This is a genomic window from Nonomuraea africana, from assembly GCF_014873535.1.
Classification (GTDB): domain Bacteria; phylum Actinomycetota; class Actinomycetes; order Streptosporangiales; family Streptosporangiaceae; genus Nonomuraea; species Nonomuraea africana.
The window spans coordinates 4,133,693-4,148,852 of the sequence record NZ_JADBEF010000001.1 but is presented as its reverse complement, the minus strand read 5'-3'; the positions used below and the strand labels follow the sequence as shown (position 1 = coordinate 4,148,852).

Here is a 15,160-nt window from a genome sequence, read left to right as displayed (position 1 = left end):
CCCGGTTGTCAGGACCTTGCATTCCTTTGCAAGCGGTCTATAAGTCACATGCGCTGAGATCGCTCCCAAGTGTGGAGGTATAGGCGATGGGGACTCTCACGATCGTACTGCGCGGCGGCAGCGTCAGGCCGGATGCCAGGGTGTCGGTGCGCAGCGGCCTGGACGGCTGGCAGGAGGACGTCCCGTGTGAGTACGTGAGCGGCGCCGACGAGTGGCGGGTGGAGCTCCAGGGCGAGGGCCCGGTGGAGTTCAAGTTCCGCTGCGACGGCTCGTGGGAGCGCGGCGCCAACAGGGTCGTCGAGAACGAGCACGTGGCGACCATGGTGGGCCGGCGGAACGAGCTGTTCGAGGAGCCCGACGACATCCCGGTGGCCGACTCGCTGGCCGCCCGCGCCCACTTCCCTCCGGCCGGAGCGGCGCAGGACTTCGACTACATCGTGGTCGGCAGCGGCGTCGGGGGCGGCACGCTGGCCCATCGGCTGATGGTGGAGAGCGGCGGCGCGGCCAGGGTGCTGGTGCTGGAGGCGGGGGGCTACCTGTTCCCCACGCACGTCGGCAACCTGCCCAGGCGGCACGGCCCGTACGTCAACCGCAGCGTGTGGGAGCTGTGGAACCAGTTCAAGGTCAGGCGCTACACCGCCGAACGGCCGCTGGACCTGGCCCAGGCCTTCTGCCTCGGCGGCAGGTCGGTGTTCTGGGGCGCGCTGGTGCCGAGGATGACGGCCGCCGAGTTCGCCGGGTGGCCGGAGCGGATCAGGCACGACCTCGAAGGCGGCTGGTACGACCGGGCCGAGGACCTGCTCAACGGCAGCGCGATGCCGCAGGACGCGCTGTGCGGCGCCGTCCAGACCATGCTCGGGCAGGGTCTGCCCGACCTCGCGGGGCACGAGGCGATGCTGGCGGCCGAGCACGCGTCGGGCAACGGCCTCGGCATCCCTTCGGGCATCTTCTCCACGGCGGCGCTGCTCATGGAGGACAGGCTGCGCGCCGGCTGGGACGAGCGCCTGCACGTCAACCTGCACCATCAGGTCTGCGGCTTCGCCTTCGACGGCGACGCGGTGACCGCCGTGGACGCCTTCGACCTGGTGGCGGGCGTCCAGCGGACGTTCAGGCTGGCCGAGGGCGGGCGGGTGATCCTGGCCGCGGGCACCGTCGGCACCCCCGTGCTCGCCGCCGCCGCTGGCCTGGAGCACGAGCTGGCCGGGCGCGGCATCACCGACCATCCCACCTACTACTGGAAGTTCTCCGTCAAGGACGGCGCGCCCGGTTACAGCGCCACGGACGCCGCGAAGGTCCTGCTCAGGGGCTCGGCGGGCGACGTGCCCTTCAACGCCGTCGTCGAGATGGGCCTGAACCTCAACCAGTACCACGTGGACGAGGACCTCGACCTCGACGAGACGGACATGCCGTGCGAGGTGGTCTTCTTCACCGCCGTGCCGCTGGAGGAGCGCAACAGGGTGGAGGTGCGCGGCGAGGGCCGGCGGGCCCGCCCGCACGTCGTCATGGACCATGTTGAGGTCCCGGGGCTGGCCGAGGCGATGGAGCGGGTCGGCTCGGCGGTGATGGACGTCGTCGGCGGCACCCCGCTGGACCCGCGGCCGGTGCGCTCCGCGCTCGGCGCGGTCGGCCACGAGGTCGGCACCATGCGGATGGGGGCCGACGCCGCCACCGGCGTCGTCGACCCCGACCTCAGGGTGTACGGCAGGCGCAACCTCTACGTCTGCGACCTGTCGGTCTTCCCGACCTCGCCCGCCGCCAACCCGTCGCTCACTCTCGCCGCCCTCGCGATGCGCCTGGCCGCCACGCTGGTCAGCGGTTGACGGCGACCAGCACCGACAGCGGCGGCAGGTCGTGGATCTCCACGTAGCGGGCGCCGTCGGGTGAGGGCAGCACCGGCACTGTCGAGCCCACCGGGTGCTTGGTGACGCCGCCCACCTCGGCGGTGTTGGCGACGACCGTGAACGCCGTCGCCGTCGCGTTCAGGCCCGCGTCGACGTGCAGCCGGGCCGTACGGGACTCGGCAGGGCTGGGGTTGATCACGCACAGGGCCTCGTCGTCGGCCAGGATGCGCGACCAGCCGACCACCTCGCCGGGCGCGGGGGAGGTGAAGGAGCCGTCGGCCCTGCCGAGGGCGCGCAGGTACTGGCGGCCCGCCGACAGCACCGGATGCGCCTTGCGGGCCCGCAGCAGCATCCGCACCCGCTGGTAGACCTCGTTGCCGGTGTCGAAGACGTGGTGGCCGCAGGTGCCGAACGGGCCGAAGCCGGGCGTCGAGGGGTCGAGCGCGTGGCCGCCGAGCTCGCGCGGGTGGTCCGGCCCGAACATCGCCTCGCGCAGGTAGATGTCGCCCGCCAGATCCCTGACGCCCCATCCGGGCAGCCACTTGCGCTCCTCGGGTTCGGGCCCGGTGAGGCCCTGCTCCATGCCGTAGTAGAGGCATGGAATGCCGAGCAGGAACAGCAGCAGCCCCGCCCCCACCACGACGCGCTCGGGCGACGACTCGGCCATGCCGAAGCGCAGCTGGGGGGTGATCGCGAGGTCGTCGTGGTCGTCGAGCATGGAGACGTACCTGCTGCCGAGCGTCCGATGGGTGATGTCGAGCGGCGGCGTGAAGCGCTCGAACAGCTCCTCGGCCCGCGCGTGGCCCTCGGCGACGGCGCGCAGCGTCGCCCTGGTCTCGCCGGTCTCCAGCACGGCCGACAGGTTCTGTCCGACCAGCTTCAGGTACTTCTCCTGGATGGTGTCGCCGCCGCCGACCTCGCCGACGATGAGGAAGTTCGTCTTGCCCAGCCGTTCGGCGTACTCCCTGATCGCCCCGCAGAAGGCGCGCGCGTGCTCCAGCGGGACGTGCTTGAGCGTGTCCACGCGCAACCCGTCGAGGTCGGCGAGGGCGATCCAGTACGTGTAGATCTGGATCATGGTCTGCAGCCGGTGCGGCATGTCGATGTCGCGGCTGAACCAGTCGGCGCGGCGGTAGGGGGCGCCGGGGTCCTCGTCGCCGCCGTGGCCGAAGCTGCCGCCGTCGCCGCCGGCCCGCGTGTACGACTCGGGGTCCTGCAGCTCCTCGGGCCACACGCCGTGATCCGGACTGGTCGGCGCGATCCCGCGCGGCAGCCGCCCGCCCTTCCCGTCGCGCCAGGCCCCGAAGTCGTACGGCGGGCCCTCCCGGTACGGCGGGCGCACCACGTCCTGGCCGTCGACGTCGTAGTCCCAGTTCTCGCCCGAGTGGTTGAGCAGCACGTCGAGGATGACCCTGATGCCGCGCTCGTGCGCCTGCCTGACGAGCTCGACCAGGTCGGCGCGGGTGCCGAGGCGCGGGTCCACCTCCATGAAGTCCTGGACGGCGTAGCCGTGGTAGTCGTCGGGTTCGGCGGGCCGGCCCTCGACGCCCGCCACGGGTCGCTGCTTCCACACGGGGCCGATCCATAAGGCCGTCACGCCCAGATCGTCCAGATATTCCAGCCGCGAAGCGACCCCTGAGAGCGTGCCGCCCTGGTAGCGTTCCCGTCCTGATCTGGCCCACCGGTCCCAGCGCCAGCCCTGCGGCCTGGCGGCCCACAGGTCGGACCGGTCCAGGAGCGGGCGCTCGCCCTCCTTGCCGTCGCTGAACCGGTCAGGGAGCAGGAAGTAGATCACCTCGTCCCGCCAGTCGGCGGGGGAGGGGTGGTAGCCCTGCCGTTCCGGCCACGGAGCACCCTGGACCCGGCGCGGCGCGGGTCGGCCGACGATCTCCTCGACGGTCGCCATGAGGAGCGCACCTCCAGATTCGCTTGGTTTGAGCCCGATGTGTGACGCGTTACAGTCGCTTGCAAGCATGTAGAAGGGAAGCGCAGCATGGAAGCCCGCGTGGAGATCGGGATCCTCGGCACACTCGAGGTCTTGGTCGACGGCGCCCCTGCCGCGTTAGGCGGGCACCAGAGGGCGGCCATCCTCGCCGTGCTGCTGCTCAACCACGGCGACGTGCTCAGCGCCGACCAGCTCATCGACCAGGTCTGGGCGGGCAGGCCGCCGCGCAGCGCGACCAACACCCTGCACGCGCACGTCTCGCGGCTGCGCAGGACACTCGGCGGCACCGCGCTGCTGCAGTCGCACGGGCCCGGCTACCGCCTGGTCATCGACCCCGAGCTGGTCGACGCCCACAGGTTCGAGCGCCTGGTCACCAAGGGCAGGGACGAGCTGGCCAAGCACGACTGGAGCGAGGCGGTCGCCGTCCTCGACAGCGCGCTGTCGCTGTGGCGGGGGCCCGCGCTGGCCGACTTCAGCGCCGACCCGTGGGCGCAGTTCGACGCGATCAGGCTGGAGGAGCTGCGCTACGCCGCGGAGGAGGGCCGCACCGACGCCGAGCTGGCGCTCGGCAGGCACGCAGAGGTGCTGCCCCGCCTGGAGCAGCGGGTGGCCCGCCACCCGCTGCGCGAGCGCTCGGCCGCCCAGCTCATCACCGCGCTCTACCGGTGCGGACGGCAGGGCGACGCGCTCAACGCCTACGACAGGGTGCGCAGGGTGCTGGCCGAGGAGCTCGGCGTCGACCCCGCGCCCACCCTGCAGGCCCTGCACCAGGCGGTGCTCACCCACGATCCCTCGCTGATGGCCGAGACCGTCACCGCCCAGCCGGTCAGGCCCGCGCCGCGCAGGCGCGTCAGCAACCTGCCCGCCCGCAACCGCGTCTTCTGCGGGCGCGAGGAGCTGCTGGCCGAGCTCGGCGCGGCGCTGTCGGAGGGACACCCCGTCGCGCTGTACGGCATGGCGGGCGTCGGCAAGACGCAGGCCGCGGTCGAGTACGCGCACCGGCACGCGGCCGACTACGACGTGGTGTGGCGCGCCTCGGCCGCCGAGCCGCTGGCGCTGGCGGGCACGATGGAGGGCCTCGCGCTGCGCCTGGGCGTGCGCGAGCGGGCCGACAGGGGCGAGCTGGCCACCGCGCTGCGCGACAGGCTCGCCGGCATGGACAGGTGGCTGCTCATCCTCGACGACGCCGAGGACGCCGCCCCGCTGCTGGCGCTGGTGCCCGACGGCGGCGAGGGGCACGTGATCATCACCTCGCGCAACCCGGCGTGGGGCCAGCACGCCGTACCGTTGCGGGTCGACCCTTTCTCCCGGGAGGAGTCCGTCGCCTTCCTCGAGCGCCGGCTCGGCCCGCCGGGACGATCGGGCGGCGCGGCCGAGCTGGCCGACCAGCTGGGCGACCTGCCGTACGCGCTGGAGCAGGCCGCCGCCTACAGCGAGCAGACCGGCATGACCTTCGAGGAGTACACCGACCTGTTCAGGCGCAGGGCCGACCGGCTCCTGACCCGCGCCGCCGAGCGGGACGAGACCTTCGCCACCTCCTGGCAGCTGGCCTTCGAGCGGGTCCGCTCGGCCTCGTCGGCCGCCACCGAGCTGCTCTACCTGTGCGCGTCGCTGGGCGGCGACGGGCTGTCGCTGCACCTGCTGCGCGGCCTCGGCGGCGTGCTGCCGCCCGCGCTCGAGGCGGCCGTCGCCGACGAGGTGGGCCTGCACGACGCCATCGCCCATCTGCTCCGCCACTCCCTCGTCGACCGCGACAGCGGACGGCTGCGCATGCACAAGATGGTCGGCGCCGCCGCCATCGCCACGCTGTCGCAGGCGGCGCGCAGGGAGTGGCTGCTGCGCGGCATCCGCCTCGTGGAGGCCACCGCCCCCGCCGACCCCGACAACCCCACCCACTGGCCGCACTGGGACGAGGTGCTGCCCAGCCTCATCCACCTGGCCGCGCAGTCGGAGCACGCCGACACCGGCACCGGCACCGGCACAGTGCCGCTGGCGCTGCCGCAGCTCCTGTGCGGAGCCGGCCGCTACCTGACCACCCGCGCCTCCTTCGAGCGGGCGGCCAGGCTGTTCGAGACCTCGCTGACGCTGCTGCGCCGCGCGGGCGGCTCCGACGCCGACCTGGCCGCCGTCCTCACCGAGCAGGGCAAGCTGATGGAGGTCGTCGGCGACCTGGAGGGCGCGAGAGCGGCACAGGAGCAGGCGCTCACCCTCGCCGAGGGGGCGTTCGGCCCCGACCACCCTGGCGTCGCCTACGTGCTCAAACGCCTGGGCGACGTGCTGGTCTGCCAGCGCCGCCTGCCCGAGGCCAGGCGGATACTCGAACGCGGTCACGGCATCCTCGCCTCCCGGGCCGACGCCGACGGCAGAGAGCTGGCCACGATCGGCCGCGACCTCGGCTTCGCCGCCTGGCTCGCCGGAGACCTGGCCTCCGCGCAGCAGTGGCTGACCCGCTCGCTGACGGCCTCGCGCAGCCTGCTCGACCCCGGGCATCCCGACGTCGCGCACTCCCTCTCGGGCCTCGGCCTGGTGCTGCAGGACGCGGGACGCCGCGAGGAGGCCATCAAGCTGCAGGAGCAGGCGCTGTCCCTGCTGGTCGCCGTTTACGGCGAGGAGCACCCCGAGGTCGCCCACACCCTCGACAAGCTCGGCTACGCGTTGCGCCTGGTCGGCCGCTACGACGAGGCGAGGCTGAGCCACGAGCGGGCCCTCGCCATCCTGGAGGCCTGCTACGGCCCGGGGCACGGCGAGGTCGGCATGCCGCTCACCAACCTGGGGCTGGTCTACCAGGACATCGGCGACCACGATCTGGCCCAGGCGCACCAGGAGCGCGCCATGGGCGTCTTCTCCACCGTCTTCGGCCCCGACCACCCGCACGCCCAGCTCGGCGCGCGCAGGCTCGGCATGGCCAGGCTCCTCGGCGGTCGCGTGGTCGAGGCGAGAGAGCTGCTGGAGAGCGCCGTGACCGGCACCGAGCGGGCGCTCGGCCCCGGGCACCCCGACGTGGGGCGGGCTTTGCTCGACCTGGCCGCCGTCCACGAGCGGCTGGCCGACGAGAAGGCGGCGGGGGAGTGCCGCTCGCGCGCCGAGCGCATCCTGAGCGCCGCCTACGGCCCCGACGCGCTGCGCGGCGGCGGCTCTCCTTCTCTGCCCGCCGGGACCGGTTGACGCCCGCCGCTCGGGTAGGGGAGCGGCATGCGGACGCACGTGGGGACCTCAGGCTGGCAGTACAAGGACTGGCGCGGTGAGCTGTACCCCGAAGGGGTTCCCCAGCGGCTCTGGCTGGAGACCTACGCCGAGACCTTCCACACCGTGGAGAGCAACAACGCCTTCTACCGCCTGCCTTCGCCGGAGACCTTCGCGGGATGGGCCGAGCGCACCCCCGGCGACTTCGTGATGGCGGTCAAGGCCAGCAGGTACCTCACCCACATCAAGCGCATGAGCGACCCCGAGGAGCCGGTCGAGCGGCTGATGAACGCCGTCGCAGGGCTGAAGGACAAGCTCGGCCCCATCCTGCTCCAGCTGCCTCCCACGCTCCGCGCCGACCCCGGCAAGCTGGAGCGCTGCCTCGCCTGCTTCCCCTCGGGCACGAGGGTGGCGGTGGAGTTCAGGCATCCTTCGTGGTGGACCGACGAGGTCAAAGACGTGCTGCGGGAGCGGGACGCGGCGCTGTGCTGGGCCGACCGCCTCGGCCGCGTCCAGAACCCGCTGTGGCGCACGACCTCGTGGGGCTACGCGCGCCTGCACGAGGGCGGGGCCACCCCCAGGCCGAGCTACGGCGACACCGCGCTCCGCTCGTGGGCCCGCCGGGTCCACGAGGCGGGATGGCGTGAGGCGTACGTGTACTTCAACAACGATCCTGGAGGGGCTGCCGTCAGGAACGCCCTGCGGTTCCGCGCTCTCGTCTAGGGTTGGCGCTCATGGTGCGTACCCGTTTGTACCGTGATGGGGTCCTGGTGAGCGAGGGGTTCCCCATCGCGGACGTCTCCGACCACGTCTCAGACCCCGGCAACGTCGTCTGGTTCGACCTGTGCGCTCCCACCACGGGCGACCTCGAGACGATCGCGGAGGAGCTCGGCCTGCACAAGCTGGCGGTGGAGGACGTCTTCCAGCACCACCAGCGGCCCAAGGTCGACCTGTACGACAGCCACCTGTTCATCACCGTCTACTGGCTGCACCTCGAGGACAGCAGGCTGCACCCCGTCGAGATCAACATGTTCGCCACCCGCAACGCGCTGGTCACCGTCAGGGAGAGCGAGCATTTCGACGTCGACAAGGTGGTCGCCCGCTGGGAAGCCAACGGCGACCTGGCCAAGTACGGCGTCTCCTTCCTGCTGCACGGTCTGCTCGACCACGTCGTCGACGCCCACTTCGATCTGGTGGAGCACCTCGACGAGCAGGTGGAGGAGCTCGAGGAGCAGTTGTTCGAGGAACGGCAGATGAGCAGGGAGGACGCCAGGCACATGTTCACCCTGCGCAAGAACATGGTCGGGCTGCGCAAGGCGGCCGCCCCGATGCGCGAGGTGGTCAACACCCTGATCAGGCGCGAGCTGCACGTGGTCGCGCCCGAGATGGCGCCCTACTACCAGGACCTGTACGACCACGTGCTGCGGGTGGCCGAGTGGACCGACACCCTGCGCGACCTGCTGGGCAACCTGCGCGAGACCCACATGACCCAGCAGGGCTTCCGGCTCAACGAGATCATGAAGTCGCTGACCAGCTGGGCGGCGATCATCGCCGTGCCGACGATGATCACTGGCTACTACGGGCAGAACGTGCCATACCCGGGGTTCGGCACGAGCGCGGGATTCTGGTGGTCGACGGCCGTCATCATCAGCGCCTCAGGGCTGCTCTACCTGGCCTTCAAAAGGAAGGGCTGGCTCTAGCCGCCATCCAGGCCAGCACCTGCGCGATCGGCCTGGCCTCCTGCCTGCCCTCGTCGCGCGAGCGCAGCGCCGCCTCGCCTGCCCCGGCCTCCGAGGGGCCGACGACCAGCTGGTAGGGCACCAGCCGGTGCGCCCTGATCCGGGCGCCGAGGGTGCCCTGGTGCGGCGCGGCCATCGCGGCCCGCAGCCCGGCGGCCACGCAGCGCCGCAGGAGCCGCTCGGCCGCGGGCAGCTCGGCGTCGGTGAGCGGCAGCACCACGGCCTGGACCGGCGCGAACCAGGCGGGGAAGGCGCCGCCGTAGCGCTCCACGAGGTGCGCGGCCAGGCGTTCGAGGCTGCCGACCAGGCTGCGGTGCACCATCACGGGACGGCGCGCGACCTGGTCGGGGCCGAGGTAGGACAGCTCGAAGCGCTCCGGCTGGAACAGGTCGACCTGCACGGTGGACAGGGTGCTCTCCCGGCCCTGCGGATCGACGACCTGGATGTCGATCTTCGGGCCGTAGAAGGAGCCCTCGCCGCGCTCCTCGTCGAAGGCGCGGCCCCTGGCCCGCAGCGCCTCGCGCAGCACCGACTCGGCGGCGGCCCACATGGCGGGGTCGTCGACGTACTTGGCGCCCTCGCCGCGCAGCGACAGGCGGTAGCGGGCGGGCACGACGCCGAGCTGCCCGTGCGCGGCCTCGATGAGGTCGAGCACCGCGCCCACCTCGTCGGCCGCCCGGTCGGGCGGGCAGAAGACGTGGCCGTCGTTGAGCTGGATGGCCCGCACCCTGGACAGGCCGCCGAGCACGCCCGACAGCTCGCCCCGGTACATGCCGCCGAGCTCGGCCAGGCGCAGCGGCAGCTCGCGGTGACTGTGCGGGCGGGCGGCGAACATCAGCGCGTGGTGCGGGCACAGGCTCGGCCGCAGCACGAACCGCTCACCCCCGACCTCCATCGCGGGGAACATGTCGTCGCTGTAGTGCGCCCAGTGCCCTGATCGCTCGTACAGCTCCTGCTTGCCGAGCACCGGCGAGTTGACGTGCTGGTAGCCGTTGCGGCGTTCGAGCTCGCGCACGTAGTCCTCGATCGCCCCGCGCATCGCGGCGCCGGCGGGCAGCCAGAAGGGCAGCCCCGAGCCGATCAGGGGGTGGGTGTCGAACAGGTCGAGCTCGCGGCCCAGTCTGCGGTGGTCGTTCATGGGAAACCCTCCGGAAAGACGAGGGCGAACGACCAGCGACCCCGGGCGTTCGCCCGGGGAGCATGGATTCAGCGCGCCGGGACCGTGTCCGGCGTCGTCGTCACGAAAGCGCGCTGCATGAAGGTCATCCTAGCCCGGCGTTGACGATCCGTGTCGTCGAACGGCCGGGGATCATCTCCAGCTCCCAGCACTGCGCGCCCAGCAGCGCCGCGGCCGCGCACCTTCCGCCGGCGTGCGGATCGCCTGCGGTGTGGGCGAGCGCGCCGGGCCGCATCGGCGCCAGCAGGTCGATGTAGTCCTCGGGGCCGTGCGCCTCAGGCGGACCGCTGACGATGAAGACCCCCGACACGCAGCGCAGCGCCGCCAGCACCTCGGCCCGCTCGGCGGCGGTGTTCAGCGGCCTGCTCGGGCCCTTCCACGCGCGCACCCGCGGATCGTCCTCCACGCCCACCACGAGCGGTAGGCCGCGCTCGGCCACCGACGTCAGGTAGCGGACATGACCCACGTGCAGGAGGTCGAAGACCCCCGTCACGACCGCCGTTCCCGGCTGGTCGTACGGCTGCACCCAGACGGCCTCCAGGCTGCTCACGCCCAGCCTCCCCTTCGCGTCGCCTCATCCGATCGCAGCGTACTCGGTCACCCCTCCTGGTTTACGACCCGCCTGCCGGTGCAGAGAGGTCCTCATGATTCTTACCAGGCTGGGGTACGCGGCCAGGGGCGTGCTGTACTTACTGATCGGGATCGTCGCCCTGCAGATCGCTTTCGGCAGCGGCGGCGAGGCCGACAAGAGCGGCGCGATCCGCATCGTCGCCGAGCAGCCGTTCGGCGTCGTGGTGCTCTGGATCATGACCGTGGGGCTGGCGGCGCTGACCGTGTGGCAGGCCCGCGAGACGCTGTCGGGCAGGGGCAGGACCCGCGACAGGATCGAGTCGGCGCTGCGCGCCCTCTTCTACGCGCTGCTCGTCGTCTCCCTGCTCGGCCTCCTGCTGCGCGGCAAGCCCGCGGCCTCCACCGACTCGCAGTCGCAGGACGCCACCAAGGCCCTGCTCGACCTGCCGGGCGGCCAGGTGCTCGTCGGGATCGCCGCGCTCGGGCTGGTCGCGCTCGGGGCCCACTGGATCCACGAGGGCTGGACGAAGAAGTTCATGAAGGACATGACCGGCGGCGGCGAGACGGTCCGTAGGCTCGGCCAGGCGGGCTACATCGCGCGCGGCGTCATCGCCATCGCGGCGGGCGTTCTCGTCGGGCAGGCTGCGATCACCTACGACGCCGGCAAGGCGGTCGGCATCGACGGCGCGCTCAAGTCGCTCGCCGACACGCCCGCGGGGCCGTGGCTGCTGGCGGCGGTGGCGATGGGGCTGGTGTTGTTCGCGATGTACTGCGTGGCCGAGGCGCGATGGCACCGGGCCTGATCCGGTTCCATCGGAAAGGGCATTCCTACCTTTTCGTGACCCCTCCTCCTCGCCGGGTGCCGCGTCCTTAGAAGGTCGCCGGAATCGGGGAGGTCGCCGTGGAACCGCCGGAGTACGACAGTTGGACCCTTCGAGGAGCACCCGACCAGGTCGCCATGGCCCGCCGCCTGGTGACCGCCGCACTCGGATCCGGCCACCCGCTGCACGACGACAGCGTGCTGCTGGTCAGTGAGCTGGCCACCAACGCCGTCACGCACTCCGCCTCGCGTGACGGCGGGACCTTCACCGTGACCGTGCTGTCGTCGCAGACCCGGGTGCGCGTCTGCGTCACCGACGGCGGCTCGGCGGCGCCGCCGTGCGCGTGCCGTACCTCGCTGACCGCGCAGGGCGGGCGCGGGCTGCCGCTGCTGGAGGCGCTCAGCCACCGCTGGGGTTTCAGCAGGCACAACGGCGTCAACACCGTCTGGTTCGAGCTGGTGCTCGTCACCGTGCCCGCGGGGTGGGCGGCGGCGGGCGTCTAGAGGTCGATCCTGCACAGGCCCTCCGCGAGGGCCTTCGTGGTCACCCTGGTACGGCTGTCGCAGCCCAGCTTCGCGAAGATGTGCTCGAGGTGGGTGGTGACCGTACGGACGCTCAGCACCAGGGCGGCGGCGATCTGCGGGTTGGAGTCGCCCGCCGCCACCCTGGTCAGGACGTCCACCTCCCTGCCGGTCAGCTCGTACGGCAGGCCGCACGCCCGCTCGGCGACCACCGCCCCCTGCAGCGCCCCGTGCGAGCCCACGCCCGCCCGCAGCACCCGCACCTCCCGCCACCTGCCGGTCGCGTCCTGCCACAGCCCGCGCCTGCTCAGCTCGCGCGAGTCGAGGAAGGCCCTGGCGAAGGCAGCCATGGAAGGATCGCCGGCCACCACCTCCGACCTGGCCGCGCCCGCGACGTCGCGCACCACCCCCGCGCGGTCGAAGGCCACCGCGGCGAATCCCTTCGGCAGCCCCACGGGATCGATCACGCACCTGGTCAGGTCGGTGACGTGGGCGAGGGTCGGCGACAGCGCGGCCATGAGCGTGCGCGCGTGCGGGGGAAAGGCGGCGGCCGACAGGTGCAGCAACCCGGTGTAGCGGCCCTCGGCCAGCAGCAGCGGCGTGGTGAGCCCCTCGCTCCAGCCGTAGGCGGCCAGGTGCGCCCCCTCCATCGGGTACGGCTCGCGGGCCCGCGCGAGCGGTTCGCGCGGCGCGGGCACGACGGTCAGGCCGTCGGAGACCAGGCTCCGGTGCCGCTCCGTGACCGGGTCGTAGGCGACGAACTCGTAGGCCTCCAGGGGGAGCACCCGGCGCAGGGCGCGCATCGCGCCGTGCGCTCCCTTGCGGCCCGCCACCTGGAACCCGACCTCGGCACAGGCGCTCAACGTGATCTGGTCCACCGCGCCATCATCTCGCATCAGTGGATTCGCCGATATCTGCGCAAGAAAGGTCATATATTGACCAATTTGCGCAGCGCGTTTCATACTCTGCCCGTGCGTATCGCGATGGTCTTAGCCCTCCTGTCCACGTCACTGCTCTTGTCCCTCCCCTCGACGCCCGCCTCGGCCGAGCCCGAGCCGCCGCGGATCATCCCCCAGCCCGTCTCCCAGCACTTCCCCGGCGGCCCCGGCGTCTCGCTCGGCGAGGACTCCGTCATCGTCGTGCGCAGGCCGCAGGCCGCGGCGGTGCGCGACGTAGCCGGCCTGCTCGCGGGCGTGCTGCGCCCCTCCACCGGCTTCGCCCTCCCCGTCCGGCACCACCCGTACGGCGCGGCGGGCTGGATCGAGCTCGACGCCCGCGGCCCCGCCGAGCTCGGCCAGGAGGGCTACCGCCTGCGCACCGAGGGCGGCAAGCGGGTCCTGCTGCAGGCGCACACCGCCGAGGGCCTGTTCCGCGGCGTCCAGACGCTGCGCCAGCTCCTGCCCGCCAAGGTGGAGGCGGCCACCCGCCAGGACGGCCCGTGGACGATCCCCGCCGCGGACATCACCGACCGGCCGAGGTTCGGCTACCGGGGCTTCATGCTCGACGTGGGCCGCAGGTTCGTCCCGCCCGCCGACGTCAAGCGCTTCATCGACCAGGCCGCCAGGTACAAGATGAACGTCTTCCACTGGCACCTGACCGAGGACCAGGGCTGGCGCATCCCGATCGAGGGCATGCCCGAGCTGACCACGGTCGGCGGCTCCACCCAGAGCGGCTGGAGGCCCGGCACCGGCGGCCCCTGGTTCTACACGCCGCAGGAGTACCGCGACATCGTCGCCTACGCCGCCCAGCGCTACGTCACCGTCGTGCCGGAGATCGACGGGCCGGGCCACACGGCCGCCGCGCTCGCCTCGGTGCCCGGGCTGAACTGCAACGACACGGCCCGCCCTCCCTACTACGGCTTCGACGTGCGGGTCAGCATCCTGTGCCTGACCGACGAGCGGCACCGCGCCAACGTCCGTGACTTCGTCGGCAAGGTCTTCAAGGAGACGGCCGCCCTGAACCCCGGCCCCTACCTGCACATCGGCGGCGACGAGGTGCCCTCGGTCACCCGCGAGCAGTACGCCGGGTACATCAAGGACGCCGCGGACGCCGCCGTCGCCAACGGCAAGCGCGTCATCGGCTGGCACCAGATCGCCGACGGGCCGCTGCCGCCCGGCAGCCTCCTGCAGTACTGGGGCGACGCCTCCGACCGCCCGACCATCGGCACGGCGAACGAGAGCGCCAACGTCAGGCAGATCCGCGCGGGACTGGCGCAGGACGCCCAGGTGCTCGTCTCGCCCGCCGACCGCGCCTACCTCGACATGAAGTACGACGCGCAGACTCCCTACGGCCTGCAGTGGGCCGGGCTGGTCAGCGTCCAGAAGGCCTACAGCTGGGACCCGGTCACCGCGCTGGCCCGGCCGGACGGCAGCCAGGGCCTGGTCACCGAGGAGCAGGTGGCGGGCGTCGAGGCGGCGCTGTGGACCGACCGCGCCTACCGGGGCAGCTCAAGGCTGCCCACCTCGCTCGACCAGTTCCCCGCGCCCGCCGTCTACATGGACTACATGTCCTTCCCCCGCCTGCCAGCCCTCGCCGAGATCGCCTGGTCGCCGGCCGCGGCCAAGGACTGGGAGGGCTTCCGCGCCCGCCTGGGCGCCCACGGGCCGCGCTGGGAGGCCCAGGGCATCGGCTTCTTCAGGTCGGCGGAGATCGACTGGCGCTGATTGCCTCGGGCGTCCGGCTCATGGAAGGTTGGTGACCCATGAGCCGAGACGCGGCGGTCCCGCCCCGTGACGAACAGGATGCGCGCAGGACGGCGGGCACGATGACGGGCAGGATGGCGGGGTGGGTGACCGAGGTGTTCGCCCCCCAGGTGCTGGTGATCGCCATGCCGCCGGCGGTCGGCCTGCTGGCCCAGGGCTGGAGCGGCGCGGCCTGGGGCCTGCTCGCCTCGGCGCTGTGCGGCGGCGTCCCCGCCACGGTCATCGCGGTGGGCGTCCGCTCGGGCCGGCTCGACTCCCGCCACCTGGTCGACCGGGCCCGCAGGACCGGGCCGCTGCTCGCGGCGGTGGGCGCCGTGCTGTGCGCGCTGGTGCTGCTGGTCGCGCTGGGAGCGCCCACCCTGCTGGTCGCCACCGTCACCGCGATGCTGGCCGCGCTCGCGGTGACCGTGCCCGTGACCCTGCGCTGGAAGATCTCCTTTCACGCGGCGGTGTCGGCGGGGACGGTGGTGGTGCTCGCGCACGTGCTGCCGGCCCTGCCGACCGCGCTGGTGGGCGGGGCGCTGGTGGCGCTGGTCTGCTGGGCGCGCGTCCGTCTCGCCCACCACACGGCCGCCCAGGTCGCCGCCGGCGCCCTGGTGGGCGTGGCGACGACCTGGGGAACGCTGGCGGCCTTCGGACTGTGAGGCGTGGCCGGGCCGAC

At 72.6% G+C, this 15,160-nt stretch carries 12 protein-coding genes; 8 read left to right on the top strand and 4 right to left on the bottom strand.

Annotated features, from left to right (window positions below; all coding sequences use genetic code 11):
• Nucleotides 1-86: 86 nt before the first annotated feature.
• On the top strand, nucleotides 87-1,820 hold the full coding sequence (locus H4W81_RS19600; RefSeq protein WP_192776146.1) for a GMC oxidoreductase: 1,734 nt from the start codon (nucleotides 87-89) through the stop codon (nucleotides 1,818-1,820).
• Here the strand turns inward: H4W81_RS19600 and H4W81_RS19595 are convergent.
• Entirely contained in the window at nucleotides 1,810-3,747 is a 1,938-nt protein-coding gene (locus H4W81_RS19595) for an alpha-amylase family glycosyl hydrolase (RefSeq protein WP_192776145.1), read from the bottom strand. The two genes, H4W81_RS19600 and H4W81_RS19595, sit on opposite strands and share 11 nt — an antisense overlap.
• An 87-nt stretch (nucleotides 3,748-3,834) precedes the next feature.
• Between H4W81_RS19595 and fxsT the strand changes: the two genes are divergently transcribed.
• Genes fxsT through H4W81_RS19580 form a run of 3 tightly spaced genes read left to right on the top strand, consistent with a single transcriptional unit; the run spans nucleotide 3,835 to nucleotide 8,669 of the window.
• Nucleotides 3,835-6,951 carry an FxSxx-COOH system tetratricopeptide repeat protein gene (gene fxsT, locus H4W81_RS19590; protein WP_192776144.1) on the top strand — a complete coding sequence of 1,039 codons (3,117 nt, stop codon included), beginning with the start codon at nucleotides 3,835-3,837 and terminating at the stop codon, nucleotides 6,949-6,951.
• A gap of 27 nt (nucleotides 6,952-6,978) precedes the next feature.
• Entirely contained in the window at nucleotides 6,979-7,692 is a 714-nt protein-coding gene (locus H4W81_RS19585) for a DUF72 domain-containing protein (protein WP_192776143.1), read from the top strand.
• A 47-nt stretch (nucleotides 7,693-7,739) separates the two neighbouring features.
• Complete coding sequence (locus tag H4W81_RS19580; protein WP_318781828.1) at nucleotides 7,740-8,669, top strand: magnesium transporter CorA family protein; 930 nt, start codon at nucleotides 7,740-7,742, stop codon at nucleotides 8,667-8,669.
• On the opposite strand, the gene thrS is transcribed toward H4W81_RS19580, so the two are convergent.
• Both thrS and H4W81_RS19570 read right to left on the bottom strand, forming a co-directional pair.
• The gene (thrS, locus tag H4W81_RS19575) at nucleotides 8,647-9,846 is read right to left on the bottom strand and encodes a threonine--tRNA ligase (protein WP_192776141.1); all 1,200 of its coding nucleotides are present in this window, start codon (nucleotides 9,844-9,846) and stop codon (nucleotides 8,647-8,649) included. The two genes, H4W81_RS19580 and thrS, sit on opposite strands and share 23 nt — an antisense overlap.
• A gap of 124 nt (nucleotides 9,847-9,970) precedes the next feature.
• Entirely contained in the window at nucleotides 9,971-10,435 is a 465-nt protein-coding gene (locus H4W81_RS19570; protein ID WP_192776140.1) for an adenylyltransferase/cytidyltransferase family protein, read from the bottom strand.
• Between the two features lie 94 nt (nucleotides 10,436-10,529).
• Here H4W81_RS19570 and H4W81_RS19565 point away from each other — a divergent pair, with 94 nt between their 5' ends.
• Together H4W81_RS19565 and H4W81_RS19560 are read left to right on the top strand one after the other, a co-directional pair.
• Nucleotides 10,530-11,258 (top strand): DUF1206 domain-containing protein, encoded by a 729-nt coding sequence (locus H4W81_RS19565; protein WP_192776139.1) that lies wholly within the window; start codon nucleotides 10,530-10,532, stop codon nucleotides 11,256-11,258.
• A gap of 98 nt (nucleotides 11,259-11,356) precedes the next feature.
• The gene (locus H4W81_RS19560) at nucleotides 11,357-11,779 is read left to right on the top strand and encodes an ATP-binding protein (RefSeq protein ID WP_192776138.1); all 423 of its coding nucleotides are present in this window, start codon (nucleotides 11,357-11,359) and stop codon (nucleotides 11,777-11,779) included.
• On the opposite strand, the gene H4W81_RS19555 is transcribed toward H4W81_RS19560, so the two are convergent.
• Nucleotides 11,776-12,675: a helix-turn-helix transcriptional regulator gene (locus tag H4W81_RS19555; RefSeq protein WP_192776137.1), complete on the bottom strand. Its 900-nt coding sequence runs from the start codon at nucleotides 12,673-12,675 to the stop codon at nucleotides 11,776-11,778. The genes H4W81_RS19560 and H4W81_RS19555 overlap by 4 nt on opposite strands.
• A 93-nt stretch (nucleotides 12,676-12,768) precedes the next feature.
• Between H4W81_RS19555 and H4W81_RS19550 the strand changes: the two genes are divergently transcribed.
• Together H4W81_RS19550 and H4W81_RS19545 are read left to right on the top strand one after the other, a co-directional pair.
• Nucleotides 12,769-14,460 (top strand): beta-N-acetylhexosaminidase, encoded by a 1,692-nt coding sequence (locus H4W81_RS19550; protein WP_318781827.1) that lies wholly within the window; start codon nucleotides 12,769-12,771, stop codon nucleotides 14,458-14,460.
• Nucleotides 14,461-14,498: 38 nt separating this feature from the next.
• Complete coding sequence (locus H4W81_RS19545) at nucleotides 14,499-15,143, top strand: hypothetical protein (protein WP_225958698.1); 645 nt, start codon at nucleotides 14,499-14,501, stop codon at nucleotides 15,141-15,143.
• The last annotated feature ends 17 nt before the right edge of the window (nucleotides 15,144-15,160 follow it).